Below are 24,047 nucleotides of genomic sequence, written 5' to 3' on the forward strand. Positions count from 1 at the left end.
AACAAATTAATTTGATTTGTTTTGACCTGCTGCTGAACCTAATTTAAATTCTATAGTAATTCCTTCTAGAAGAGGATCTGGGTGTTTATCAAGGTGATTTCTAACTACTTGCTGTAAATTTTCTAAATAACTAAAACCTGTAGCTAATTGTTGCCAACTAGGATTGCGACTAAACTTAAGACCGTTTTGTTTAGCTATCCGACGACAGTTGCTGTATGAACCGTATCGACGTATTAATTCTGCTTTATCAATTGATGGTTGTACTGGATTTAATGCTAATGTAGATAAATTTTCTGATGTTGCTTCCTTGCGTAATTCATTTACAGCTACCTGAGCTACAGTGTAAATAGCAGCAGCATTTTGTAAGTCTGCTTGTTGATTAGTCTTAAGTTGCTCCAGTAGTTGCGTTATGCGTTTTTTACCCATAATATTTATTTATCTAAAAGAGAACGTCCTACCGATGCAGGATCGTCGTACATTTGTGGTTGTTCTCTACGGGCGTTATCTAAATCAGTGCTATCTAAAATTGTAGGTTGAGAAGTGCCTTTAAGTGAAATATTTGTTGTATCTTCGTAATGCTCTTCACGCCAAGATAAGACGATCGATTTAACGGCTTTTAATAGTTGAAAAAAGCGCTGAGGTAGACTTAAAAAACTCCACTGAGTTTGCGCCATGTCCTCAATATCTGCAACTGTATTATAAACCTCAGATAAATTATCTAAGTGCTTGGATATTGAACTAATTTCTTGCTCTAAGCCAGTAACAATCAGTTGTTGGCTTTGTGCTAATTGTTGTTTTTCCTGATTAAGTTGATTAATTAATAGTTGTAATCGTTCTACATCTGTTTTCAGTTTTATTGCGGATTGTTTGTGTTCTTCATTCCGCCGCAATAGCTGTGCTCGACTCCGATTTGTAAAAATCAGACAGTCTCTCATTTCACCATAGACTTCTTCTAGCTCTGAACGATTTAGTTGTCCTATAGTTTTAGGAAACTCAGTTGCTGAACGAAAGCGAGGAGGTGTTTGTTCAGATGTAGCCACGACTTATGTACCTAGCTCCAAATATCTATAATGCTGACATAGTGCAAAGCTCTACGATTAAAGCAACATAGAAGATTTGATGAAATTTTTATGAAGCAGAGTCAAACCCTGTATGGTACTCATCTTGCTCAAATTTGAAGAGGATCGCTGTTCCATACAATAATCATTGTGCCAATACTCGTTGCTGTAGGAACTAAGTTCAAATATGTAACAAAGTTACCTTTTTGTATTTTATAAACATTTCCACCACCATATTCACCTTGAACAGAGATTTCCATTCCACTACTTTCTAGTTGTGGTTCAATTTCAGTAAAGACTTGTTCAGGTGTTTTCAGCGAAATCCATTTAATACGCGCAATTGCTTGTTTTTGTTGTGGTTCATCTGTCGCTAAGCTTTCAGGTATAAAGAATAATTCAGGTTGTGCAAAATAGCTTGGATCTACTCCCAGGTCTTCTGCAACTTCTCCCGAAACTTCCCCAAAAAGATTTTGAAATTCGGCAACGTTGTCATCTGAAACGTTGGGAGATGCTTCTATTGTAGGTTCAGGCGTTACTTCTGGAGTTGGCGATCCTTCCAGCGAGGGTGAGGGTAACGGCATTGGCGATGCGAGGGTTGTAGGTATGGGACTTGGTGTAATTTGAGGCGTTGGCGAAATATTGGGAGTTGGTTTCGGTTGCGATATTATTGGTTGTACTTTCTGCTGTGGTGTAATTCTAGGAGTTGGTTGTGAAACTTGCTGACGTTGCAAAGGTGTAGTTTGTAAGGATGGTTGAGGAGAAGGTTTTTTTGGTGGTGCGAGTAACTGGGTAATTTCTAATTCCTCATTTTGTGGCTTTTGTTCAACTTGTGGTTTTGTTGATTGTGGCATTGGTATCATTAAAAATATGCTATGTAGACCCAAAGAAAGAAATAACATGGGTCGATATAAAATTTGTAATATAGGAGGTAGTTTTTTTAATAGACTAGACTGATTCATAACAATTTTTTTAATGTTGTTATCTACCTCGATTTGATTATTTTCTAATCACTCAACACTAATTACTAACCACTTTTTTATCCAAATCTTCCACGAATATAATCTTCTGTTTGTTTCTTGGCAGGATGCGTAAACATATGCTTTGTTTGCTCAAACTCAATGATTTCACCAATATACATAAACGCTGTGTATTCAGAAATTCGTGCAGCTTGCTGCATATTATGCGTCACGATTAAAATTGTTACTTGTTCTTTTAATCGAGTAATTAATGATTCAATACTACTTGTAGAAATTGGATCGAGTGCAGATGTTGGTTCGTCAAAAAGAATAATTTCAGGATTTGTTGCTAATGCACGCGCAATACATAATCTTTGTTGTTGTCCGCCAGAAAGATTAAATGCTAAATCGTATAAACGATCTTTCACTTCATCCCAAAGTGCAGCATTATATAAAGCTTGTTCTACTTTTTCATCAATAATACTGCGTCGAGATTCACCCCGCACGCGCAATCCATAGGCTACATTTTCGTAAATTGATTTTGGGAAAGGATTAGGTTTTTGAAATACCATGCTAATCCGCATTCTTACTTCAATCGGATCAATACGACGACTTAAAATATTTATCTGTTCAGAATCGAGCAAAATCTCTCCTTCGTAGCGATTACCAGAATAAAGATCGTGCATCCGATTAAAACAGCGTAGTAGGGTAGTTTTACCACACCCTGAAGGTCCAATTAAGGCTGTAACTTTATTTTCTGTTACAAGTAAGTTAATGTTTTTCAACGCCTGTACTGTGCCATAGTAAAAGTTTAGGTTGTGAACTTTAGCCTTTGTTTTGATGGATGTTGTTTCTACCATTTGATTTGTTTACGGATACGATAACGGAGATAAATTGCTAAAGCATTCATTCCTAATGTCATGCAAATTAATACAACACCAGCAGCAGCAGCATTAAATTGAAAATCTGGTTCAGGACGCGATACCCAATTAAACATTTGAATAGGCATCACTGTAAAAGGTGCTTGTAACCAACTGAAGGAAATGTAAGGAAATTCAGCTTTAATAGGTGGATCGGGTAAGAATGCAATAAAAGTTAGCGCACCAATTGTAATTAAAGGTGCAGTTTCACCAACAGCGCGAGATAAACCAATAATGACACCTGTCAGAATACTACCAATTGAGTAGGGTAATACATGATCCCAAATGGCTTGCCATTTACTTGCCCCCATTGCATAAGCTGCTTCACGGATACTGTTAGGAACTGCGCGTAATGCTTCGCGTGTTGTGACAATAACAATTGGTAAAACGAGTAATGCTAATGTTAATCCTGCAGTGAGAACACTTTCACCTAAATTGAGTTGATAAACAAATAAACCTAATGCTAAAAGCCCGTAAATGATAGAAGGAACACCTGCTAGGTTGGTAACGTTTATTTCAATTAATCCTGTTAACCAATTCTTCCCAGCATATTCTTCTAAATAAATTCCTGAAGCAATTCCCACAGGTATTGCTGCGATCGCTGTGACAATCATTACCAAAACTGTTCCTACCCAAGCTGCTAAAATTCCTGCTTCTTCAGGCTTACGGCTAGGGAATGATGTTAAAAATTGCCAAGATAAACGAGGTAAGCCGTCGATAAATAAGTCTAAAACTAAGGTTATAAGCGTTATAATTCCGACTAAGACAGACAACAATCCAACTACAGCAAAAATTGCCTGCCAAAGTTTATTGCGGATAATAATTTTTTTGACTTGCTGTAGATCTTGCTGCATGGTTAGTATTTTTCGCGATAGCGCCTACTTAAAAAATATCCAAAAATATTGAATACTAAGGTCATCAATACCAGCGTAAGTCCCGCAGCAAAGATTGTTTGGTACTCTAAACTACCGTGCGGTAAATCTCCTAAACTAACTGAAACAATATAAGCCGTAATTGTTGCAGCTTCATTCATCGGATTCCAAGTAAGAGTAGGTTGTAAACCAGCAGCGATCGCTACAATCATTGTTTCACCAACTGCCCGCGAAATTCCTAAAATATAAGCTGCTGTAATACCCGAAATGGCTGAGGGAAAGATAACTTTTAAAGCTGTTTGTAAGCGCGTTGCACCCATTGCATAAGATCCTTCGCGTAGGTGTAAGGGTACAGATCGCATTGCATCCTCACTAACAGAACTGACGTAGGGAATAATCATAACTCCCATAACAATGCCAGCACTTAACATATTAAATCCAGGAAGATCCCATAAAAATGTTTGTAATAATGGTGTCACAAATAAAAGCGCGAAATAACCATACACTACTGTAGGAATACCAGCTAATAATTCCAAGCAAGGTTTAATAAATTCACGTAGTCGAAAAGGTGCAAACTCGCTTAAATAAATTGCTGCAATCGTTCCTAGCGGTACTGCTACTGATAATGCAACAGCAGTCGTTACTAACGTACCTGAAAGTAGTGGTAAAATTCCGTAGTGCGCATCATCAAATAAAGGCGACCATTGTGTATCTGTCAGAAAGTTTACTAAAGAAACTTCTCTAAAAAAAGTTATTGATTCATATACCAAAATTCCAATAATTGCAATAGTTGTGGCTACGGACGAACAAGCAGCTAGAAATAGTAAAATCTCAATCGCTTTTTCTCGTACTTTCCGCAGCTTTGGTGATAAAGGTTTTGTAGTAAGTTGGATTTGCCTTTCTACCATAATTAGTTGAATCTCATACGCCTGGCGAATAAATTCGCGGCTTAAAAACCAAGTCCACCTGCGTGGACTGAAGAAAAATTTTATGATTGAGCGATTAGCAATTATTCTTGAGCTAATTACTAATCGCGAGTTATATATAAAAATGACTTACAGACTTGCTTCGCGTTGTAGTAATTCTTCAATGCGGAGTCCAACGGCTTCTTTACCACCGAACACGGTTCCTACTTTGTTTTGTTGAAAATGGCTACTTGCTAAAGTATAAGCGCGCGCTGGCAATGCTACATAACCAACTTCACTGACTAATTTAGGTGCATTGCTGATGTAGTAGTTAATGAATTGCTTTACATCATCTCTACTTGCAGCTTTAGCATTAACGTAAATAAATAAAGGTCGAGATAAAGGTTGGTAAGTACCGTTTTCTACTGCTTCTCTAGAAGGTAGCACAGCTTTACCATTACCATTATCAATTGCTACGGCTTTTAAACGATTCTTGTTAGCTTCGTAATAGGCATAGCCGAAGTAACCTAAAGCACCGCGATCGCGACTAACTCCTTGTACAAGAACATTGTCATCCTCGCTAGCTGTGAAGTCTGTACGGCTAGACTTTGCATCACCAACGACTGCTTCGGTAAAGTATTCAAAAGTTCCCGAATCTGCACCAGGACCATAAAGTTTCATGGGAGAGTTAGGAAATCCTTGGCGTACTTGACTCCAATTTGCTATCTTACCTTGTGCAGCTGGTTCCCAAATTTTCTTCAACTCGGCTACAGTCATGCTGTTTACCCAGTTATTTCTGGGATTTACAACAACTGTTAAAGCGTCGTAAGCTACGGGCATTTCTATATACTGAACACCAGCACTTTTACAAGCTTCCATTTCTTCAGCTTTAATTGGTCGAGAAGCATTAGAAATTTCGGTTTCACCACGACAGAACTTTTTAAATCCACCGCCAGTACCAGAAATACCAACTGTGACTCGCGTTCTACCACCGTTTTGCTTTTGAAAATCCTCGGCTACAGCTTCAGTGATAGGAAAAACTGTACTAGAACCATCAACTCGGATTGTTGTTGGATTTTGAGAACGAACTGCAGGTACTGATAAACCAATTGTTGCACCTGCTACTAGTAGAGATGCGATCGCCTTTCGACTCATCATATTTGTTTTCAAGCGATCGAGTTTAAGACTTACTTTGTTACCCAGCATATTATTCTGTCTATTGTTTCTCAAAGTGTGCAGAAATCTCACTAAAGACAGAATACTGGTCTATGGTTAAGCGGTTATAATGAAGGATTAGGAAGAAATTAACTTCCGGTTAATTGTACTATTTTTGTTAATTAATTTTTTCTTATCACTACGATTAGCAAAAGCAATGACTTCCACTAGGTAACTTTAATGCATTTCTGGATGACAAAAAGAAGAGATTAAACCAATGCAGATCGCGTTTTCAATGACTTGAAGCTAAACACATTTTTAATATCATATTACGAAAAAACGAGTTGTCGTCATTTGAGTAACGTACTGCAGTTCAACATGAGAGTTAATATGTAGTTAAAGTAGTTGTCAATGCGGTTATCCGATAACTAATTAATGATAATTATTCTGTTATTGGATTGTTTAAAACTACACACCAATGACGATTCAACTCGCAAAGTAAATACTCTATTAAGTTAGTGCTTTATCTTCTAGTGATACGCTCAAAACTTCCGCTTCTAGACGAGCCTAGACTACCATAGCTAGATAAATTTTCAATCAGGTTTATGCCGTCTATCGTAACACTACCTGCAGCTTGTGCCTCTCTAAAAGAACCATTAGAACGATAGCGTGTCATGTATCTTGGTGTTTGATATGTATAACTGTACTTGTCGTTAGACGTAGAGCCTACGCCCGTCCATGTCAGTGCTACTGAGGCAGTTTTACTAGTCCCTGACCAGTAGTCGTAAACTATAAATGTCCCATTTAAAGAGGCTGAGCTAAGCTGATTGTCAATTGTGAAGTTAGCGTCTGGACTAGAGCCGTATCCTTCTGAATACGTTCCATTGCAGTAATCATAGTTATAGTAGTAGAAGTCGGCTCCCATCTGTGCAGTTGGCGCGCCTGGACCATCTTTAACCCTGCTAGTAAAAGCAGTAACGTAGGCGGATGTTGAATTGCACTCGTCATACTGGTAAAATGAGGCAAAAGCATTTTGCCCTTTAAACTGGTACTTAGTTGTGGTAGCAGCCACTGCTGGCAAGCTAAAGCTGAGGGCAGCTACAATGGTTCCAGCAACAATTGCTGTTTTCATGGTTTCTCTCCTAAGTATTTCTATTTATTTCCAGCTCGAATTAGGACTTATTAAGTCCTGGAAAGGTCTACGTCCATAGAAAACGCATGCAGAATTAGGTTGTTGAATCTGTTAGCGCATTATTCTCTATGACGACCAATAAATATATTCAGTAAAAATTGCTACTGTTTTATTTGTTAAGTAACTTTGACATATCTCAAAAAACAGCAAGCATTCTTCGTAAGTTGCAATATATTTACAGTCATGTCTCTGTAACTTACTGCGGCATTGCATTATCTATTTTGCATATTTAAGTGTTAAAAAATGTTGATTTTAAAAAAGTGTAAAAATCTCATTATAGACAGAATATTTGTTTATTCAATCTTTTATTGTATGAATGCAAGTATAAACAAATTTACCGTTATACAAACTCTGTTCTCTTGCAATTAATTGTAGCATTTTTGGCAATTAAACTTTTTGATTGCTACGACTAACAAAAGCAATTGTTGGTAGTCGGCACAAAGTTAGTAAACACTCTTCATAAGTTGCTATGTCACTAAAGCCGAGTTTTTCATAGCACGCGATCGCAATCTTATTGTCTGCTTTGACATTTAAACTTATATAATTTACTGTCTTTAAAAGTTCTTGACACAACCTGGCTACAACTTTTTTACTTAACCCTTGTCCGCGAAATTGTGGATGCGTTGTAACGTTGCCTAATGCTGCAACTTTGTATTGAGAGGAATATATGTGTACTCCAGCAATACTAACAAGGTTGTTTCTGCATCGAATACCATAGTAATACCCAGTTTCTAGCATCTGCGAGTTAAACCAGTTTTCTGGATAGCTTACGCGATACAATTCTGCTATCCCATCTACATTTTCTACTGTAAGTTGAATCACTTCAGATGTATCAAAATTAGCTAAAAACTGACTATTAGTTAAAGCCATCTTTTTGTGCAAACCGTGGGATTGTATTTGGTAATCTTCCGCAAATACTTGAGCTAAGTTTTCATTAAGATGAGCATAAAATTGTCTTGGGAGAAGATGTATGATTGACCGCAGTAGATGTGCCATTAAATTTGGTTCTACTGTCAAGCCCAAGAGTACAGGTAAATCGCAACCTTTGTATACCAAAACCACCTGTTTAAGCGTATCTTCCTGCAAGCCGTACCAAGTTGTGTGTTGCCAGAAAAAATTGTCTAAATCTCCAATACTATAAAGATGGAGAAAAGTATTTTGACGTAGCAGCGCCTCTATTTCATTTTTATCGTGTAAGCAAACTATTTTCATCAGGACTTACGCAAAAACTCTTTGAAACTCTTATTCCTTTGTGTCCTCTGTGGTTCATTTTCAAAAAACTACAATCTAGACTAACGCTTCTTGCTAATTCTCAAAATATAAGGATAATAGCTATCCCTATCAAATGACCCTACCCAGACATCATAGCTACCAGCTAGCCACTCACCACCAATACCAGGATCTTTACCCTCAGCATCATCATTGCACCAAGTACCACCAGGACCGCGAACAATGATAGTAGTATCTTGAGGACTTTGTATTTGAAGTCGGAGATATTCAAAAAAATCTTTGAGTACCAGAGTATGGTCAGGTTCCGTATCAACAAATCCTACACAGAGTCCATTGACAGTTTCCGTTCTTCCAGCAACTTTTTGTGCTGGTACTGAACCACCACTAATTCCCCTTAGCGTCAACGGTGAGGAAAAATTGCGATCAATTGTCACGTTTTCAAATAAAGGTGGTGCTGGCTGTGCTTGAACTTGTAATGTTATCATTCCAGCAATAGTGGCGGAAATGGCTAAAATTAAGCTTTGATTTAGCACTTTATGGTGCATTCTATAGTTATCAAGGTCGGGGATAGAATAGCAGAATGTTGCTCTTTAATTCGACTCATAGATAACAAAGATAGTTCCAAAAAAAAGCCCGCCGCAGCGGACTTTGTCTTAGTTAGCAGTTGCGATCGCAATTTCTAATCGCGCTTTATCAAACTGCCTTTGATGTAAAATTAGCCAAGATTGAATTAAATCAGGACCTTGCATATCTCCTGTTAATGCTGCACGTAGCGATCGCATTACCAAGCCTTTCTTGACGTTTTTCTCTTTTATTACGTGTTTAATGATATCCTGGCTACTTGCTTCAGTTAGCTCAGTACCATTGTTGAGTGCAGACAAAACACCTTCAAGAACTGCTTGTGAACCTTCTTGCTGTAACTGATGCGTTGCATCTTCGCTATATGTTAATGGCTGAGTAAAAAATAGCCAACTCATCTCTACTGCATCTTTGAGGCGAGTCAAACTAGGACCAATGATATGAGCGATCTTTTCTAGCCAAATGCGATCGCCTACAGCATCAAATTCATATCCTGCAGCTTGCCAGTATGGTATCAACAAATCTGTCAGTTTCTCCACAGGCATAGAGTGTAGATATTGACTATTAATCCAATCTAACTTTGCCCAGTCAAATTTTGCCCCAGCTTTATTAACACGATCAAAACTGAATTGCTGTGCTGCTTCTTCTAAGGTAAAGAATTCCTGCGTTGAATCAGGTGGTGACCAACCTAGCAAGGTCATATAATTTACCATTGCCTCGGCGACAAAGCCCATTTCTTTGAAGTCAAAAATTGAGGTGACGCCATCGCGTTTGGAAAGCTTGCGCCCTTCCATATTTAAGATTAAAGGTGTATGGGCAAATTCTGGGACAGTTGCCCCAAAAGCTTCATATAGTAAAATTTGCTTGGCAGTATTGGCAATATGATCTTCCCCGCGAATTACGTGGGTTATTTGCATATCTATGTCATCAACCACGACAGCAAAGTTGTACAATGGTTGACCAATTCCTTTATTTTCTGCCGCACGGGCAATAACCATATCACCACCCAAGTCACCACCGCGCCAACTCATATGTCCGCGTACCATGTCATTCCAGACAATTTCGCGATCGTCTTCAATCTTGAAACGGATTACCGGACGGCGACCTTCAGCAGCAAATGCAGCTTGTTGTTCGGCTGTTAAATTACGATGGCGGTTATCATAACGCGGTGCTTCGTTTCGTGCTTTTTGGGCTTCGCGCATCGCGTCTAATTCTTCTTCAGAACAGTAGCAGTAGTAAGCTAGTCCTTTATCAAGTAAATCTTGCACTCTTTGGCGATACACATCCAAACGGCGTGACTGAAAGATTGGTCCTTCATCCCAATTCAGCCCCAACCACGTTAAACCATCAAGGATATTTTGCGTATACTCTTCACGCGATCGCTCAGTATCAGTATCTTCGATTCGTAGAATGAACTTACCACTATGATGACGGGCAAATAACCAGTTAAATACCGCAGTTCTTGCGGTTCCAATATGTAGATTTCCTGTAGGACTAGGGGCAATGCGCACTCTAACAGTCATGTTAACTCTAAATTTTAGATGTAAAGTTTAGTGAGAGAAGCTTGAAGCTTCTACTATCGTGTATTTCCAATAACCAATTGGCACAGGTTAATTATGTTAACCTATGTCTCGCCTACTTTGAGTACTTACGATGAGAACGGGACTGACGGGGCTCGAACCCGCAACTTCCGCCGTGACAGGGCGGTGCTCTAACCAATTGAACTACAGTCCCAATTTTTTACAGATTTCTATCTTCGCATACTTTTCCTGAGTTGTCAATGTAAACAATTTCTCATGAGGTCAACTTGCGTATAATGTCTTCCATTCAGGAAACTGACGACCTAACAACTCACTCAACGTCTCAACTTGTTTAACTTGAATTGGTCTAAGAAACGCTTTGACTGGCTCTAAATCTACTACTTCGCGATCAACATAAGTATTTGACCAACTCTTTGCCCATGTACGCATTGATTTAGGTACTATAGGCTTTACCGCTTGCCAATACTTAGAGTTACGCAAACTACCAGCAAGAGATTTTTCTTGCCACAAGACTTTACGAGGTGTGACATTCTTCCGTTCTTCAAGGTTTTGGGGAACAAAGGATGAATCAACTCCCAACCACGCAAACAACTTTTGCATTTCTTTGGTAGCGTCTTTCTTTAAATCTTCAAGGGTGAGAGTCGCGACTCGTTCTTTACCGAAAGCATCAAAATATAGCTTGAGTTGCATCGCATAATCACTAACTTCCAAATAGTGAGGCTGTTGCTGAATTGCCGTCACAATATCACGTCTTTCCTTGAAATAGGATACATGAAACCAGTAATGGCTGATTGTACGTTCTATTGGATCTCGCATAATGTAAATAAAACGAGCATCAGGATTAAATTGTGCTATGAGTTCTGGTACACCACTGTAGTATGGAGCTTTTGAATAGTTTGTACTCGATTCTCCCACTAGCAAAGCGTCCCCAGCATTCTCAAAAAGCTTGAGATATTCTTGTTCCCCCTTCTCCCAATTAGAGTGATTAGAGAAAAACATCGGCTCTTTGGGACTACACATAAAAATTTGAGGATGATTATTTAAATAGTTGTGCAGTGACGAGGTTCCTGCTTTCATTGCACCGATAACAAATAGATTGGGGCGTGGTTTCGACATATTCAATTAACTTCCATCAACCTTTTAAGTTTTATTGCTGCAATCCTCAGTACAGTTGCTCAATAGCTCTTGCTTAATAATCTTAGGTAATTAACAAATTCATAATGTGTTGTACCTTACAGTACCCATACTTTACGTAAGTGTAAGCTTATACAGTAGAGTCGCTGAAATTTTGAAAAACTAATCCTTAAATTGAGATGGGATAGTAAAAGCTAAAAATTGAGTACGCTGCGCAGGTTGAAAGTTATTATCGCTAACTAGGATTAACGATCTTTGCCCATTAGTCAACTCCGAACCTAATGTTAAGCCTTCGATGTTATCTAGTGCAATGTTTTTCAATGTTTTGAGATCGAGCAACAATCTTTTATTTACCGGTTTGATGCTACTGAGATCAACTTGACGCAGACTATCGATATCACTGATATCATCGGCTTGTGCTAAGGAAACTGCGTACAAGCGAATGCTGTATCCTAAGCCTGTAAATGCGCGTTCTAAGCTAATGAAATTGCCGTTATTGTCTATAGCTAGTAAATCAACTAGCCCAACACGCATAAACTTAGGTAGATTGATTTGTGTTGGTACAGTTTCCGTGATATAGAGGTACTCATGCGATCGCACTCCTGAACGCAAGTCATATTGTAAAATTCGGCAAGGCGAACTAGTATCAGGTTGACCAATTGGTTCATCTTGCAATAGAGCATTTTCGGTTGCACTAAATAAATATTGCTGATTAGGCGTCACTGTTAAACTTTCAAACGCATTATTATTGCGAATCCCGCGATCGCGACTTGCAGTCGGTAAAAATCTTTCAGGTATGGGTAGCGATCGCAACTCTTTCCCACTTGCTAACGAGAATTCTTTGATAAACGGATTGATTAATCTTTGTGCATCACCTTCGGAAGAAACAAACACAGTCTGGCGATCAGTTACCGCAATTCCCTCGGCATCAATACTATATTTGGCAAAGGGTTGATTCTCGGCATTGAGTAGAGTTGTAACTTTTAAAGGAGTCACATCACCTTGCTGTAATCCCTGTTCTAAATTAATTTTTAAAGTATAAAATCGTGCTGGTGCTCTTTCGCTGCGATCGTCAGACACTCCATAATAGATATCTTTAGTAGAGTCATAAGTAATTCCTGATAACCCTCCGAATTCTGTGCCTTGAAAAGACAAACCTGTAAGTATTGTTGCTTCCCCCAAAAAATTAATAGCAGTGACTGGTACTGCAGGCGTAGGCTGGCGTGTAACAACAAGAATAATAAAAACTAGACAAAAGAAAACCAATGTAATTGGCTGTAATAGTTTGCGGTTCAATGACATAGAAAGAGAGGTCAGGGGTCTGGGGTCAGAAATCAGGAAACGGAGAGTTATAACTTCTCAGTTTAGTGTTGAGTTAAGAAGTTCTTTAATTCAGAACTCTAATAGTGTTCTAACCATATTCACCATCACTTGATGGCGAACAATTAGCTTGGAGAGTGGTAGGAGGTAAATCAGTAGTAAAATCTATCAACCAATCTTTGACATGGCGTGTAGCATGACAATCATCTTCGTTATAGCGGACAATGGATTCAAGTAACGTGCGATCGCCAGTTGCCAACCATTGATCGTACCAATAAATACAATGCGAACCATTCGCTTGCTGATCGCGCCACTCAAACCCCAACCACCGCGCGATCGCTTTTAAAGTATAGTTTTCTACAGGTAAAGTAACTGTTTGCGTCACTTGCTCGTAAACATCTACAAACCGTGCTAGAAGTGTTTTAATTTGCTGTCGTGGAGTGTGATAAAGTTTGCCCAAACGTTTGATAGTATCGACCTCATAAGCACAAAAATGATAAATCGGCGCAGTCGGATACTGGTGAACTAAATCTAAAAATTGTTGCCAAATCGTTTCTTCTTGGGCGGGTGTTTCAGCTAGGAGTTTATGAAATGTTTCGGTTCCTGTTTGACGATCAACAACTAAAACTCCCAACAAGTAATCTAAATTGAGATCGGGTTCAGCTTCAATATCAAAGTAAAGTTCTATAGGTGCTTGTGGTATGGGCGTCTCTGCTGTGCCTATCCTACAAGTTGTATCCAACAAAATCGGACGATTTTCAAAAACAGCTTGAGCTTGTAAAACTAATTTCTGTGCAACTTGGCGATCAAATCCTGGTAAAGATTCTAATTGTGCAGGATTAACTTGAGTCAAAGATTCCAGAGTGACAACATTTAATGCTTGTAATTGAGTGTAGCGATTAGGAGTTACTCCAGGAATTAACGAAAGATGTTGTTGAGATTTAGCGATCGCATAACACTGAGTATACCAACGACAAAGACTACATCGCTGTCGAGAAATAAAGACTTCCGGTGCTAATTTGGCTTCTAAAATTTCCAAACATTGCGCCAAACTACGTTGCATCTGGGATGTCCACCTAGCAATATCCACGGTATAAACTTCTGGACGACGCAGAAATAACCATGCCGATTTTGGTGAAATTCCTTGGATATGCTCTAATACGTAGGCATTATACGCCGCAATAATTTGATATTCTAGCTTGGGGCGCTTTCCCAATTCTATTTGAGCAGGAATATAAACCCAGTCACCAAACCATGAGTTTCCAGGTTGTTTGATCAGTAAATCTGGACGACTTATCAGGGTATATTTTTCTAAATAGTTGGTGAGTAAGACTCCTTGACTAATACGCTCAACGCCTTGCTGCATCAGTTCTAGTGTTGCGATCGCACCTGCTTGCCAATTTCCTTTGTAATAATCAGGTTGCTGAGGATTTTGTTGCGCTAAAGCATTTTGTTGATGAATAACTTTGTCTTGTTGTAGTCGTAGTAAAAACTCACTAGGAGTATCTCGCTGGCTGCGATCGCCATGAGTATCTAAAAAAGCGCGTCTTTGACAACGTTGATATTGCAGCAGCAGTTCAGCAGTCATTAGCATGACTCTAGACTAGCAATTTTGAGACGAAAAGAGTGATTAGTGACTAGTGGCTAGTTAGTAGTGATATTTAAAGCTGTTGCTTTTCAACTATGAGTGCGATCGCGTCATACTATTCACTAACAACGAGCTACTTCTAACAATGACAAGCCTTTCTACTACTCAAACTGTACAACACCGACAACGATTTCCTGCACTAGCAAATAAAGCTTATTTTAACTATGGCGGTCAAGGACCAATGCCGCAAGCGGCGATTGATGCAGTTAATCAAGCACAAGAATACATTCAAACTCATGGTCCCTTTTCCACAAAGGTGAATGGTTGGATTGTTGAGGAAGTCCAACAAATACGACAGGCGATCGCCTCAGAACTCAACGCCCCAACTGATGCAATTACAATTACCGAAGATGTCACGGTGGGTTGTAACATTGCCTTATGGGGTATCGATTGGCAAGCAGGCGATCGAATTTTACTCACAGACTGCGAACATCCTGGCGTCATTGCAACAACACAAGAAATTGCGCGACGGTTCAATGTCGAAGTTTCATTTTGCCCTGTTATGGCGACTCTTAACAGCAGCGATCCGGCAAAAGTGATTGCCCAACACCTCAAACCTCAGACGCGACTCGTCGTTTTAAGTCACATTCTGTGGAATACAGGTCAAGTTTTACCCATAAACAAAATTGTGCAAGTTTGCCGAGAGTATAACAGTAAAATACAAATTTTAGTTGATGCAGCGCAGTCAGTTGGTTTATTACCGTTGAATTTAACCGAGTTACAAGCAGACTTTTATGCTTTTACAGGTCATAAATGGTGGTGTGGTCCTATGGGAGTCGGTGGCTTGTATGTTCGTCCAGAAGCTAGGGAATCGCTACAACCAACATTTATTGGCTGGCGTAGTATTACGATGGATAGCCAAGGTAAGCCTGTTAGTTGGCAACCTGATGGGCGACGTTATGAAGTCGCAACTTCTGCCTTTGGACAGTATTGCGGATTAAGAGCAGCGATCGCAACACATCAACAGTGGGGAACTGCAACACAACGCTATGAACAAATTCTGCAACTGAGTCATTATCTTTGGCAACGGTTAAACGAACTATCGGATATTGTTTGTTTACGCACTACTCCCCCCGAATCGAGTCTTGTATCATTTCAGTTAAAACAACAAGAACCTGGTAGACATAAACAGCTAGTACAGTACTTAGAATCACAAAACATGATGACGCGCACACTCCTAGATCCTGACTGTGTTCGCGCTTGTGTTCACTACTTCACCACAACAAGTGAGATCGATCAACTCATCGCTGGAATTGAAAGTTATTGTGAAAGAGGGGTGAGGAGTGAGGGGTGAGTGATTAGTTTTGAGTTTTGAATTGAAAAACTTTCTTAACTCTCTTAAACTCATAACTCAACATTCATAACTCATAACTCCCTGACCTCTGACCTCTAACATATGTTTCCTATCATCTACATAGCCGTTACTAGTCATGGATTTGGTCATGCAGCACGGACTGCATCGGTTGTCGCGACAATTAAGAAACTCTGTCCAGAAGCGTTGTTGATTTTTGTGACAACGACACCACGCTGGTTCCTCGAATCGTACATTCAAGATGATTTTATCTATCGTCCGCGATCGTTTGATATCGGTGTAGTACAAAGCGACAGTCTTACAATGGACAAAGCCGCTACACTCGAAAAAATGCAGCACATTCGCACTCAACAAAACGCAATTGTTGCTGGGGAAGTTAACTTTATTAAGCAAAATCGTGTCGGGTTAATTTTAGCGGATGTTCCACCTTTAGCTGGAGTGATTGGTAAAACCGCAGGTGTTCCTTGTTGGACTATCAGTAATTTTGGTTGGGACTTTATTTATCGTGATTGGGGAAGTGAATTTCAGGAAATTGCCGATTGGATTTCCGACGGCTACAGTCAATGCGATCGCCTACTCCGCTTACCATTTCACGAACCAATGAGTGCGTTTAAAAATATCACGGATTTTGGTCTACCTGGTGGTTCTCCATCCCACCCAGCCGATGCGCTACGATCTACATGGAATATCACAACACCAAAAGAACGCACAATCTTACTAACTTTCGGTGGTTTAGGTTTACAGCAGATTCCTTACGACAATGTGCAACGATTTCCCGATTGGCAATTTATCACGTTTGCTCGTAACGCCCCAAATTTACCCAACTTACTCAAAATCACCGATCCGCAATATCGTCCAGTTGATTTTATGCAGCTTTGTGGCAGAGTTGTCTCTAAACCTGGTTTTAGTACGTTCGCCGAAGCTATTCGACAACAAGTCCCTATTGTTACTTTGACACGTGATGATTTTGCGGAAGCAGCTTTGTTGATTGAAGGCATTAAAGATTATGCCCACCATCAAATTATTAGCCCAGCAGAATTTTTCCACAGCGGTTGGGCATTTCTGCAACAAGAACCTTTGACACCAAGAAAATCTCAAGGAATCGCCCTCGATGGCAATGAAGCGATCGCCCATGCTGTTTTAGAGTATTTCCATTAATTTAGTTAACAATGCACTACCATAAAATCTTAAGAATTTCCACGCAAGGCAAATCTCTTAATAATGTCACTACCAAAATTGAATCACTTGTTGCTGAATCAGGTGTAGAAACAGGAATTTGTCATTTATTCCTGCGTCATACTTCTGCTAGCGTTGTGATTCAAGAAAATGCTGATCCTGACGTGCTGAAAGATTTAGAAAACTTCTTAGCAAAACTCGTTCCTGAAGATGCTTATTATATCCACAGTGCTGAAGGATCTGATGATATGCCAGCACATATTCGTACAGTACTTACGCATACATCAGAACAAATTCCAATTGCAAGAGGCGAGTTATTATTGGGAACTTGGCAAGGTATATACATTTGGGAACATCGACGACGTAGCCATAGCAGAGAACTTGTTGTTCACATTACGGGAATGTAGTTTTAAAAGTTTTGAGTTTTGAATTATAAAGAATCTTATTAACTCAGCACTTATAACTCTTTAAAAACTCCTAATCTTTTGAATAATTCCGCAAAGCGGTAAATAAAGTCGTCTTTGTTTAAAGAATAGAAGTTGACTTTATATTTTTTAATCACTCTAAAGACTTAAGCATTATTACTGTAAATAATCAACCTGACTCCTAGATTACGGTTAGCCTGTAAAATATAATACGGTTTTTTCTATAGATATAGATTTACAAGTTTCTTTCTAACGAAAGAGACAACTGACTCGTATATTTTCTAAATTGAATTTAGTAAGTTCATGATGTTCAACTTACTAAAAAGTATTATGGCTAAGCAACTGAAAAAGAAACCAATCGAACAGCCCGTAAGTCGAGATTGGCATACACGAGAAGAACCTACTGCTAAAGAAAGGAATTTAACAGTTAACCCTGGTGATATCGTTACTGACGAGTCAAAATCTGTTGAAGAAAAAGCTCAACAAGTTGCTGTAGATGCACCTGATATTACAGGTGACTGGATTTTAGTTCCCACTTACTTTATCGTTGAATATCCAGATGGTAAAAAGCAAGCTCTACACCATGTCAGAGATGCTAAGAAGATTTCTGATGTCATTCGTTTAGCACGAGTTGATGATAAGGGAAATCGCGTTTGGTGGTAAGTTTCGTGGCTAGATTCAGTTCTCATTACCAATAAGTTCTTCAACTGCTTTAGCTTGTATTTCTTGCATCAAAATTTTTTCTTCCATTTGCTCAAAGGCTTCAATTTCACTGCTGGTACTTATAGCTCTGTCGTTACTGTGCATCTCATCTGTAATAACTTTGCTTTCCAATTTAGCTTGTGTTTCTAGTATCAAAACTTGTTCTTCTATCCGATCCAAGGCTTCGATTCGCATCAGAATCCTTTTTTCTACTTGTTCAAAGGCTTCTATCGCACTGCTGGTACTCAACTGTTCCACTCTACTCTGAACTTTAGTTTGAGAAATTTTACTTTCCCACGCCCTCAATCTGCACTTCAGGTTTTCAACGTGAGCAGTTTGTTCATCCAATTGATTTTTGAGTAGATTGGCAGTTGCGACTGCAAGCTTTTCTTGCTCCCATGCAAGATTAACTAAACTTTCATTCCCTTTTTGCAAAGCTTGCTGTACTCTGTCTTGCCATTTTTTAACTTCAATTGCGGCTAGATTATACTGTTGATCTGTACGCTTTCGAGCAGCAATTGCCATAGCAACAGAGGAACGAAATACTCTTAACTGCGCATCAATAATATATAAATCGTTGTATAAACTCATGATTCCTGGTTTTTAAATTTTCATAATCTACAGGAGCTTTTGTTTATAAAAACTTAATGGCTCAAAAAATACTGTTGTAATAAATAGCAATAAGTTATTCAAGTCGATAGCTTTAATTTGACACATAATGGCTTCAAGTCACTACCGTATTTATAAGGAAGCCTTTATGAAGAATGTGTGAAGATTCTAAAAATATTAAATCAACCTTCCTTTTAGAAAATTCAATATCCTAATATTTTGCAATTTTTCTTTTTAAATGAAAGGTAAAGCTGAATTCGCTAGTTTAACTAAGGGTGCAAATTTTGATGATTAATGTAGTTCATTCAAATCAGTTAAGTTCTCAAAGTACATCAGAACTTAAAACTGAACTATTAAAGCGAGTTAAAGGACGAGATACTGATTCTTTAAGTACTAAAGTCCAGTATTATAAAAATATACTGACACCATATATTGAGGAGTTGACGCAACGAAATCCTTACCCAGTAGTAGCAGAACAAATTCCCCTTGTTCTTGGCGTTTGGACACCTGTATGGTCAACGATACCTTTTCACGATACTCTACCAGGGCGCAGTAGAGAACACTCGTATCAAATTTTTCATGATGACAGCTACTACGCTAACATCGCTCGATATACTCCAGGACAAAATACTTTCTGGCAAAAACTGTCTACGAAATTACCAGCAATAGATTTAATGGTAATGCAAAAGTATGCTGTAAGAGATAACAAATGGTACATCCAAAATGTAAGTATTGAGCAGGCTTTTCGCAATCGAGAAATTCCTTTAACAATTGAAGATGCAGAAAATTGGTTTAGTACTGTAGTCAATAATAAATTTCAATTGGCACAAGAAGAACTTCCGCAAGCGCTTGATTTAAAATTAGACAGCAAGACTGTTAAGAAATTGGAGAAAACTTACCTAGCGACTCCACACTTAGAGCATCTTTATATCGATCGCGACCTCCGAATTGTGAAAACTCAACGTGAGGCATCACAACGACCAAGTTATACAATTGCCATACGCAGACAGTAAATCAAGTCAGATAGTATATGAAAATTGCGGAACTGATCGCTTGGTTTGAAGCATGGGCAAGTCCGGCTTGGCAAGAAAGCTGGGATAATTGTGGTTGGCAGATTGAACCTGGAGTTTTAGAAGAGTCAGCACGAGTTCTTATTTGCTTGACTCCAACTCTGGCAGTGATGGAAGAAGCGATCGCCCTTCAGACTGCAGGAACTCCTGTCAACTTAATCTTTGCCCACCATCCTTTAATTTTTAAGCCAGTCAAATCTTTACAAACTGGAGATGCGATCGCCGAAATAACACGATTAGCATTTCATCATCAAATTGGCATTTACACAGCGCACACGAATTTCGATCAAGTTGCCGATGGTACGGCTGATGTTCTAGCGCAGGTGTTAGAACTCAAGCACACTACTCCCATTGTAGAAACGCAAGCAGGGTTAGGATACGGTCGTGTAGGGTTTCTAGAGCCGACTTTAACTTTACAGGAACTTCTTACCAAAATTTACACTCAGCTTCATCCACCTGATGTCATTTTCTCCCCAGAAGCAAACCGAGAGCAAACAATTGAACGTCTAGCAGTATTAGGTGGTTCGGGGGCTAGTTTTATCTCAGACGTTGTGAAAACTGGTGCACAAGCCTATTTAACGTCTGATTGCAAATTTCATCAATTCCAGGAAAGTCGCGATCGCGGTTTAATTCTCATCGATGCTGGACATTATGCTACTGAACGCCCTGCTTGCGCTCATTTAGTCGCAAAATTGCAAGACTTAAGGCTTGAATGGGTACAATTAAGTCAAAAAGATGAAGACTTTCGGCAATTTTACGGTAAATATTAACTAATAATTTTGCTATAAAAAGATGAAGTATCGCAAAACAATGAGTTAGAATCATTTACATTAGGATCAAGCCGTATGAGTCCCTAGACTCGAAAGTTATATCACTTGACAGAAAGTGGTAACAAAAAATACCGAATTAACGGTAATAATGTGTTTTGCCAATCAAAAAAAAGTTCTAGTCAATGGCAAGCGCTGGCTTGATTGAGGCAAATGCCTCATTGCTGTAAACTAAACCCAACTTCTTTGAATAATGTTGCAAATTCAACATCTCAAGCTCAGAAGCGGTCTACATAGCTAGCGACTTAGGAGGCAAAAAATGATAAAAACAATAAAAGTTGCTGGCAAGAGATTTTTCACACAAAGTGGAAATCCTGCAAACTGAGCAATATTCAACTGGGGCAAAACCCAGATCTATGTACAGATTTAACCTACGTTGTAAAAGGGCAGAAGCGATAGATGCTACACCGCAAGATTTATCAATTGTGTGGCGACGGGCGTGAAGTATGCGTTTTCTTGCGGGACCAGCAACGCTGGATAGAACGCGCCCGCATCATCGACATCGAAGGGGATTTAGTTACCCTACGTTATGAAACAGAAGAAGAAGACGAGGTTTGTTCTTGGGAAGAAATGGTTCGTCTAGAAAGCATTGGTGCTGTAACTCAAAAACTAGCTTCAGTACCACGCGGCAACGCTGAACCATTAGTTTCTGAAGATTGTCCAGAAGCAGAGCGAATTCGTCGTTATACTGACTCTAATCCTGATTAAAGTGGCTAGTTTCTAGTGACTAGTCTCTAGTGGCTAGTAAAGAGAAAGTAGCAGACTGATTGAAGTGGCTAGTGGCTAGAAAAGAGAAAGTAGGAGACAAAATAAAAGTTTCTTACTTTCTCAAATTCTCAAAAACTATTCTTCATTATTGCGCTCATAAGCAGGGCAGTAACCTTCTGGTGTCACCTTAAACCCGAATAGAGGAGACGCTTGATTTAAACATCGCTGTCCGCGCTGAAATTTACAGGTAGCGCAGCAACTAACCTCGCTAGCGATTAAGCGATCGCTTGTTTGATTAAGTAACTCGCGCTGTGACAAACCGCGAATAACTAATTCTTCTCCTTGCCAACGGGCTTCAACTAAGCCTGTATCCGCAAAAACACGCCAACGAGGATCGGCAATGATTGCTTCCGGCAGCGTGATTGTAATTACTGTGCCCAACTCATTTAATTCACCTTCATAGTTAGTTTCTGGCGCTGCTGGTTGAATAAAAGTATCGCCAACTGGTAAATCTACGATTGTGCCGCTTGCTGGAGAATGTAAATGGTAGCGATTTTGCAGTTCATCTAAACCAGTCAGATCTGCGAGATATGCAGGCGAACCATGCACGAAAATAACGTGTTGTGGTCGTAAGTTATGAATCAGTTGCGTAATTCCAGGACCATCACTGTGCTGGGCGAGTAGATATGTTTCTACGATAGTTGTCGGTACTAACGAGGAAGATTGAGGGACTAATTCTGGCAATGATTGAGGATGGGGAAGCAAACGCCCTGGCTTCTCTGGTAGGAGAATCAGCCAAGGACCTGTTTTGGGTTGGCAATATTGTTGTAAATCCGCGCTTTCATCAGTGATAACGATGTAGGGATTGCCGACATCAGCCCGCTGCTGCGGTGTTATTCTGCGCATTCGGGGACGTACCCGTTCATCCCAAAATAATGGTTGATGGCGAGCAAAGTTCTGCACTGCTGCAGGTAGTTGAGGTAGCATTTCTAGGTAAGCATCGCAGCCAGCAGCAACCATACCATCAACCCAAATATCTAAATCGCGACCTGTGAAGCTGTGATGACTCCGCAGTAACATGAGAATTTCTTGTCCAATTCCCAGCGTTGGAGTTGGCATCAAAACACAATATCCTTGAGCGATCGCGCGATTGATACGTTCTGCTAGTTGATTTTCTTGAGTCCGCCGATGCGGATGTCGTGCTGTACCGTAACTACCTTCAATAATTAACACATCTGGCTTTAACCCGCGTAATTCCTCTAATGGCATTCCTTCAACTAAGCGGGAATTTGATAAGAAAAAGTCACCTGTGTAGAGTAATGAATATGTTCGCTGTGGTGTGGTGTAAGTCAATAAAATTGCGGCTGCACCTGGTAAATGTCCTGCAGGAAACAACTCCGCACTCAAACCATCTTGAAACTCGACAGGCGATCGCCACGGTAATGCTTGACAAAACTGCGGAATCTGGTTTGTTCCTAACCAGTTGAGGGGTAATAATTGCGTTGTCGCTTCGCTGGCGTAGATAGGTAACGAAGGAAAAGCTTGATGTAGTGCGAGTAAGCCTTGGGCGTGATCGGGATGCGCGTGAGTGCACAAAACCAAATCGGCTGGTGGCGATCGCTTCCCTTTTTTCAGGATAGAAATGTCTTCTATACCACAGTCAAGTAAAATTCTATAGGGTCCCATCCGTACCAGTAAACATACACCTTCATCAGCATGATGAACGCTGTATGGGAAACACTCTAGTTCTGAACTTGTTTCTCCAGTAGAACGGGAGGCTGTAGGTATACGTTCGCTCATGTACACCTCCACCTAAACCCAGTGCAGGCTAGAAGCTAGAGAATAGATTATCTGATTGATAGACCTCACCCCTGATTTAACTATGCGATCGCTGTTTTAGTGGGCAGAACCGTTACCGTGATAATTGTCTGAGTCATAAAAGCCATTTTTGGTGCCAAAGAATAAGCACGATACAGTAAAAATGACTGTCAATCCCACGAGAATCAGCTTTACATCCATTTTTGCACTTCCTCAACCTTCACTTCAGGATAAAATTACCAAAGTCAACTTTGACTTATGTAAATTGCGTGAATTCAACTACACTCAATCAGATTGTAGAACCTTCTTGGTTAGAGCGTCCATCTCCTGAAGTTGCGCCAGACTTACTCGGATGTACGCTTGTACGTAAATTTCCTGATGGACAACTCCTGCGTGGGTTAATTGTGGAAACTGAAGCTTATGCAGTTGGAGATCCGGCGTTTCATGCTTATCGACGACGCACTGAACGTAATGCGGTAGTCTTCGGACCTGCAGGTAGAAGTTATGTTTATCTGATCTACGGGATTTATCATTGTTTCAATGTTGTCACAGATGTCGATGGTGTTCCGAGTGCAGTTTTGATTCGTGCTTTACAACTAGAGTCTTTACCAGATAACGCATCATCGAAACCTCACCGACTTGCGGCTGGACCTGGAAAATTGTGTCTAGCTTTACAGATTAATCGCAACTTAAATACCTTACTTCTCCAACTAGGCGAACCATTGTGGTTAGAACATCGTTCACTCGAATTTCAACAACAGCTTGATTGTCAAGCTACTGCTTTTGTGCAAACTACCCGCATTGGAATTACGCAAGGAGTCGATCTACCGTGGCGATGGTACATCAAAAATTGTCCTGCGGTTTCTCGAACTTGACATTTAAGTGATTAC

Annotated in this window: 25 protein-coding genes and 1 tRNA gene; 8 read left to right on the forward strand and 18 right to left on the reverse strand. The window is 39.7% G+C overall.

Annotated features, from left to right (window positions below):
- Positions 1 to 6 precede the first annotated feature (6 nt).
- The 15 genes from IQ230_RS09170 to IQ230_RS09240 all read right to left on the reverse strand — a co-directional run bounded on the left by IQ230_RS09170 (position 7) and on the right by IQ230_RS09240 (position 14,456).
- On the reverse strand, positions 7 to 426 hold the full coding sequence (locus IQ230_RS09170) for a hypothetical protein (RefSeq protein ID WP_193931711.1): 420 nt from the start codon (positions 424 to 426) through the stop codon (positions 7 to 9).
- 5 nt (positions 427 to 431) lie between these two features.
- Positions 432 to 1,040, reverse strand: a complete 609-nt coding sequence (locus IQ230_RS09175; protein ID WP_193931712.1) for a hypothetical protein — start codon at positions 1,038 to 1,040, stop codon at positions 432 to 434.
- Between the two features lie 128 nt (positions 1,041 to 1,168).
- Positions 1,169 to 1,909: a hypothetical protein gene (locus IQ230_RS09180; protein WP_193931713.1), complete on the reverse strand. Its 741-nt coding sequence runs from the start codon at positions 1,907 to 1,909 to the stop codon at positions 1,169 to 1,171.
- Positions 1,910 to 2,094: 185 nt separating this feature from the next.
- Positions 2,095 to 2,874 (reverse strand): phosphate ABC transporter ATP-binding protein PstB, encoded by a 780-nt coding sequence (gene pstB / locus IQ230_RS09185; protein WP_193931714.1) that lies wholly within the window; start codon positions 2,872 to 2,874, stop codon positions 2,095 to 2,097.
- Positions 2,868 to 3,788, reverse strand: a complete 921-nt coding sequence (gene pstA / locus IQ230_RS09190) for a phosphate ABC transporter permease PstA (RefSeq protein ID WP_193931715.1) — start codon at positions 3,786 to 3,788, stop codon at positions 2,868 to 2,870. Before pstA ends, pstB begins: the two co-directional genes overlap by 7 nt.
- A 2-nt stretch (positions 3,789 to 3,790) precedes the next feature.
- Positions 3,791 to 4,714, reverse strand: a complete 924-nt coding sequence (gene pstC / locus IQ230_RS09195; RefSeq protein ID WP_193931716.1) for a phosphate ABC transporter permease subunit PstC — start codon at positions 4,712 to 4,714, stop codon at positions 3,791 to 3,793.
- Positions 4,715 to 4,861: 147 nt separating this feature from the next.
- Complete coding sequence (locus tag IQ230_RS09200) at positions 4,862 to 5,869, reverse strand: PstS family phosphate ABC transporter substrate-binding protein (RefSeq protein WP_193931772.1); 1,008 nt, start codon at positions 5,867 to 5,869, stop codon at positions 4,862 to 4,864.
- A 520-nt stretch (positions 5,870 to 6,389) separates the two neighbouring features.
- Positions 6,390 to 6,998, reverse strand: a complete 609-nt coding sequence (locus tag IQ230_RS09205; RefSeq protein ID WP_193931717.1) for a hypothetical protein — start codon at positions 6,996 to 6,998, stop codon at positions 6,390 to 6,392.
- Between the two features lie 447 nt (positions 6,999 to 7,445).
- A complete protein-coding gene (locus tag IQ230_RS09210; RefSeq protein WP_193931718.1) occupies positions 7,446 to 8,270 on the reverse strand; it encodes a GNAT family N-acetyltransferase in 825 nt (274 codons plus the stop codon).
- 80 nt (positions 8,271 to 8,350) lie between these two features.
- Positions 8,351 to 8,773 (reverse strand): hypothetical protein, encoded by a 423-nt coding sequence (locus IQ230_RS09215; protein ID WP_228054708.1) that lies wholly within the window; start codon positions 8,771 to 8,773, stop codon positions 8,351 to 8,353.
- 168 nt (positions 8,774 to 8,941) lie between these two features.
- The gene (gene gltX / locus IQ230_RS09220) at positions 8,942 to 10,390 is read right to left on the reverse strand and encodes a glutamate--tRNA ligase (RefSeq protein ID WP_193931720.1); all 1,449 of its coding nucleotides are present in this window, start codon (positions 10,388 to 10,390) and stop codon (positions 8,942 to 8,944) included.
- Between the two features lie 137 nt (positions 10,391 to 10,527).
- Positions 10,528 to 10,601: transfer RNA gene (locus IQ230_RS09225), tRNA-Asp, on the reverse strand.
- 68 nt (positions 10,602 to 10,669) lie between these two features.
- Entirely contained in the window at positions 10,670 to 11,524 is an 855-nt protein-coding gene (locus IQ230_RS09230; RefSeq protein ID WP_193931721.1) for a sulfotransferase family protein, read from the reverse strand.
- Between the two features lie 180 nt (positions 11,525 to 11,704).
- On the reverse strand, positions 11,705 to 12,844 hold the full coding sequence (locus tag IQ230_RS09235; RefSeq protein ID WP_193931722.1) for an esterase-like activity of phytase family protein: 1,140 nt from the start codon (positions 12,842 to 12,844) through the stop codon (positions 11,705 to 11,707).
- Positions 12,845 to 12,953: 109 nt separating this feature from the next.
- A complete protein-coding gene (locus IQ230_RS09240) occupies positions 12,954 to 14,456 on the reverse strand; it encodes a TM0106 family RecB-like putative nuclease (protein WP_228054709.1) in 1,503 nt (500 codons plus the stop codon).
- Positions 14,457 to 14,595: 139 nt separating this feature from the next.
- Here IQ230_RS09240 and IQ230_RS09245 point away from each other — a divergent pair, with 139 nt between their 5' ends.
- From IQ230_RS09245 to IQ230_RS09260, 4 genes are all read left to right on the forward strand, one after another.
- The gene (locus IQ230_RS09245; RefSeq protein WP_193931723.1) at positions 14,596 to 15,804 is read left to right on the forward strand and encodes an aminotransferase class V-fold PLP-dependent enzyme; all 1,209 of its coding nucleotides are present in this window, start codon (positions 14,596 to 14,598) and stop codon (positions 15,802 to 15,804) included.
- Positions 15,805 to 15,906: 102 nt separating this feature from the next.
- Entirely contained in the window at positions 15,907 to 16,980 is a 1,074-nt protein-coding gene (locus tag IQ230_RS09250; protein WP_193931724.1) for a glycosyl transferase, read from the forward strand.
- Positions 16,981 to 16,991: 11 nt separating this feature from the next.
- Positions 16,992 to 17,405, forward strand: coding sequence for a secondary thiamine-phosphate synthase enzyme YjbQ (locus tag IQ230_RS09255; protein WP_193931725.1), 414 nt, complete (start codon positions 16,992 to 16,994; stop codon positions 17,403 to 17,405).
- Between the two features lie 348 nt (positions 17,406 to 17,753).
- Positions 17,754 to 18,086: a hypothetical protein gene (locus tag IQ230_RS09260; protein WP_193931726.1), complete on the forward strand. Its 333-nt coding sequence runs from the start codon at positions 17,754 to 17,756 to the stop codon at positions 18,084 to 18,086.
- 15 nt (positions 18,087 to 18,101) lie between these two features.
- Here IQ230_RS09260 and IQ230_RS09265 read toward each other — a convergent pair whose 3' ends face one another.
- Positions 18,102 to 18,716: a PspA/IM30 family protein gene (locus IQ230_RS09265; RefSeq protein ID WP_193931727.1), complete on the reverse strand. Its 615-nt coding sequence runs from the start codon at positions 18,714 to 18,716 to the stop codon at positions 18,102 to 18,104.
- A 305-nt stretch (positions 18,717 to 19,021) separates the two neighbouring features.
- Between IQ230_RS09265 and IQ230_RS09270 the strand changes: the two genes are divergently transcribed.
- The 3 genes from IQ230_RS09270 (at position 19,022) to IQ230_RS09280 (ending at position 21,339) form a co-directional block, all read left to right on the forward strand.
- Positions 19,022 to 19,747: a hypothetical protein gene (locus IQ230_RS09270; protein ID WP_193931728.1), complete on the forward strand. Its 726-nt coding sequence runs from the start codon at positions 19,022 to 19,024 to the stop codon at positions 19,745 to 19,747.
- Positions 19,748 to 19,764: 17 nt separating this feature from the next.
- Positions 19,765 to 20,574 carry a Nif3-like dinuclear metal center hexameric protein gene (locus tag IQ230_RS09275; protein ID WP_193931729.1) on the forward strand — a complete coding sequence of 270 codons (810 nt, stop codon included), beginning with the start codon at positions 19,765 to 19,767 and terminating at the stop codon, positions 20,572 to 20,574.
- A 456-nt stretch (positions 20,575 to 21,030) separates the two neighbouring features.
- Positions 21,031 to 21,339, forward strand: coding sequence for a DUF6679 family protein (locus tag IQ230_RS09280; protein WP_015188739.1), 309 nt, complete (start codon positions 21,031 to 21,033; stop codon positions 21,337 to 21,339).
- A 135-nt stretch (positions 21,340 to 21,474) separates the two neighbouring features.
- On the opposite strand, the gene IQ230_RS09285 is transcribed toward IQ230_RS09280, so the two are convergent.
- Both IQ230_RS09285 and IQ230_RS27350 read right to left on the reverse strand, forming a co-directional pair.
- Complete coding sequence (locus tag IQ230_RS09285; RefSeq protein ID WP_193931730.1) at positions 21,475 to 23,139, reverse strand: MBL fold metallo-hydrolase; 1,665 nt, start codon at positions 23,137 to 23,139, stop codon at positions 21,475 to 21,477.
- A gap of 96 nt (positions 23,140 to 23,235) precedes the next feature.
- On the reverse strand, positions 23,236 to 23,358 hold the full coding sequence (locus tag IQ230_RS27350) for a membrane protein (protein ID WP_041456510.1): 123 nt from the start codon (positions 23,356 to 23,358) through the stop codon (positions 23,236 to 23,238).
- Between the two features lie 68 nt (positions 23,359 to 23,426).
- Between IQ230_RS27350 and IQ230_RS09290 the strand changes: the two genes are divergently transcribed.
- Positions 23,427 to 24,032 carry a DNA-3-methyladenine glycosylase gene (locus IQ230_RS09290; protein WP_193931731.1) on the forward strand — a complete coding sequence of 202 codons (606 nt, stop codon included), beginning with the start codon at positions 23,427 to 23,429 and terminating at the stop codon, positions 24,030 to 24,032.
- The last annotated feature ends 15 nt before the right edge of the window (positions 24,033 to 24,047 follow it).

It is taken from the genome of Gloeocapsopsis crepidinum LEGE 06123, assembly GCF_015207655.1.
Lineage (GTDB): Bacteria > Cyanobacteriota > Cyanobacteriia > Cyanobacteriales > Chroococcidiopsidaceae > Gloeocapsopsis > Gloeocapsopsis crepidinum.

Bases quoted from the DNA above. Each gene is read 5' to 3' on its own strand.
- IQ230_RS09245 (WP_193931723.1), top strand. From the start codon at position 14,596: ATGACAAGCCTTTCTACTACTCAAACTGTACAACACCGACAACGATTT.
- IQ230_RS09280 (WP_015188739.1), top strand. From the start codon at position 21,031: ATGCTACACCGCAAGATTTATCAATTGTGTGGCGACGGGCGTGAAGTA.
- IQ230_RS09260 (WP_193931726.1), top strand. From the start codon at position 17,754: ATGGCTAAGCAACTGAAAAAGAAACCAATCGAACAGCCCGTAAGTCGA.
- IQ230_RS09275 (WP_193931729.1), top strand. From the start codon at position 19,765: ATGAAAATTGCGGAACTGATCGCTTGGTTTGAAGCATGGGCAAGTCCG.
- IQ230_RS09180 (WP_193931713.1), bottom strand. From the start codon at position 1,909: ATGCCACAATCAACAAAACCACAAGTTGAACAAAAGCCACAAAATGAG.
- IQ230_RS09200 (WP_193931772.1), bottom strand. From the start codon at position 5,869: ATGATGAGTCGAAAGGCGATCGCATCTCTACTAGTAGCAGGTGCAACA.
- IQ230_RS09215 (WP_228054708.1), bottom strand. From the start codon at position 8,773: ATGATAACATTACAAGTTCAAGCACAGCCAGCACCACCTTTATTTGAA.
- pstC (WP_193931716.1), bottom strand. From the start codon at position 4,714: ATGGTAGAAAGGCAAATCCAACTTACTACAAAACCTTTATCACCAAAG.
- IQ230_RS09250 (WP_193931724.1), top strand. From the start codon at position 15,907: ATGTTTCCTATCATCTACATAGCCGTTACTAGTCATGGATTTGGTCAT.
- IQ230_RS09270 (WP_193931728.1), top strand. From the start codon at position 19,022: ATGATTAATGTAGTTCATTCAAATCAGTTAAGTTCTCAAAGTACATCA.
- pstA (WP_193931715.1), bottom strand. From the start codon at position 3,788: ATGCAGCAAGATCTACAGCAAGTCAAAAAAATTATTATCCGCAATAAA.
- IQ230_RS27350 (WP_041456510.1), bottom strand. From the start codon at position 23,358: ATGGATGTAAAGCTGATTCTCGTGGGATTGACAGTCATTTTTACTGTA.
- IQ230_RS09235 (WP_193931722.1), bottom strand. From the start codon at position 12,844: ATGTCATTGAACCGCAAACTATTACAGCCAATTACATTGGTTTTCTTT.
- IQ230_RS09285 (WP_193931730.1), bottom strand. From the start codon at position 23,139: ATGAGCGAACGTATACCTACAGCCTCCCGTTCTACTGGAGAAACAAGT.
- IQ230_RS09240 (WP_228054709.1), bottom strand. From the start codon at position 14,456: ATGCTAATGACTGCTGAACTGCTGCTGCAATATCAACGTTGTCAAAGA.
- IQ230_RS09265 (WP_193931727.1), bottom strand. From the start codon at position 18,716: ATGAGTTTATACAACGATTTATATATTATTGATGCGCAGTTAAGAGTA.
- pstB (WP_193931714.1), bottom strand. From the start codon at position 2,874: ATGGTAGAAACAACATCCATCAAAACAAAGGCTAAAGTTCACAACCTA.
- IQ230_RS09255 (WP_193931725.1), top strand. From the start codon at position 16,992: ATGCACTACCATAAAATCTTAAGAATTTCCACGCAAGGCAAATCTCTT.
- IQ230_RS09210 (WP_193931718.1), bottom strand. From the start codon at position 8,270: ATGAAAATAGTTTGCTTACACGATAAAAATGAAATAGAGGCGCTGCTA.
- IQ230_RS09170 (WP_193931711.1), bottom strand. From the start codon at position 426: ATGGGTAAAAAACGCATAACGCAACTACTGGAGCAACTTAAGACTAAT.
- IQ230_RS09230 (WP_193931721.1), bottom strand. From the start codon at position 11,524: ATGTCGAAACCACGCCCCAATCTATTTGTTATCGGTGCAATGAAAGCA.
- gltX (WP_193931720.1), bottom strand. From the start codon at position 10,390: ATGACTGTTAGAGTGCGCATTGCCCCTAGTCCTACAGGAAATCTACAT.
- IQ230_RS09205 (WP_193931717.1), bottom strand. From the start codon at position 6,998: ATGAAAACAGCAATTGTTGCTGGAACCATTGTAGCTGCCCTCAGCTTT.